1 protein-coding gene is annotated in these 879 nt (G+C 59.5%); it reads right to left on the bottom strand.

What is annotated here, in order from left to right; translation table 11 throughout:
- Positions 1-98 precede the first annotated feature (98 nt).
- Positions 99-767, bottom strand: a complete 669-nt coding sequence (locus tag NW815_RS13855) for a PHP domain-containing protein (protein WP_414390406.1) — start codon at positions 765-767, stop codon at positions 99-101.
- Positions 768-879: the final 112 nt, after the last annotated feature.

Here is an 879-nt window from a genome sequence, read left to right as displayed (position 1 = left end):
GGGGATCTGCTGTTGTGCATGGGCACTGCAGAGCAGTTGCGTCGGCTTGGACAGTTGCTCTATCCACGCCCGTAGCAGCTTGTTCTGGGTAGCCTGGCTCAAATCCGCCTCAGGATACTGGGGCCGTGAGAGTCGGTGCCGCAGGTTTTCAAAAGTCCGTAGGCCTCGGCCAACTCTTCCGCTTTCTCCGTCACTTCTGGGCTAGGGATCCAAATCTCCGGGTTTTTGTAGGCGTAGTAGACCTCAAGGCCATCTATTCCCAACTCCGCTGCTGCTGGGACAATTTCCTCTGCAGGCAGGCAATAGCGAAAGGGATGGGCCAACACCGCCAAGCCTCCTGCCGCTTGAATGGCCTGGATCGCGTCGGCGGCGGGCAAGCCGGGAACCTGCTCCCCTTGGGCAAAGGGATCCAGGACGCTATCGGTGGGATCGAAGCCGTAGCCCAGAATATGCACTTCACAGCCCAACAGGTTGGCTGTGATCTCGATCCCCGGCCACAGGATGGGGTCGTCGGGACGATCCAGGTGGGCGCGGGCTCGCTCGTAGCCCTTCAGGGTGTGGTGATCGGTGATGGCTAGGCCCTTGAGGCCGTGCCGGCGCGCCTGCTCCGCCAGATCCACGGGATCCATCTGCCCATCCGAACAACGAGTGTGTAGGTGAAAGTTGTACTGCAAGGGACAAGAACGAGGGCCAACCCCCTGTAGCACCTGCCGCAACTCCCCAGCAGAAGGCACCACGCAGGGATCCCGTTCCAAGCTGACAACCATAGCCACCCTTGGGTTCTGAAGTTTTATTAAGCATGTCCCCCCATTGTAGCCAGGGGCAAGGGTCAGTGCTATGGGTCAAAGACTAGTAAACTACCCGACTCCGACCGCTAAA

Origin of the sequence: Synechococcus sp. R6-7 (genome assembly GCF_047461695.1) — a bacterium.
GTDB lineage: Bacteria > Cyanobacteriota > Cyanobacteriia > Thermostichales > Thermostichaceae > Thermostichus.
Note: the sequence above shows the minus strand (reverse complement) of the source record. Positions and strands in the feature narration are given on the sequence as shown.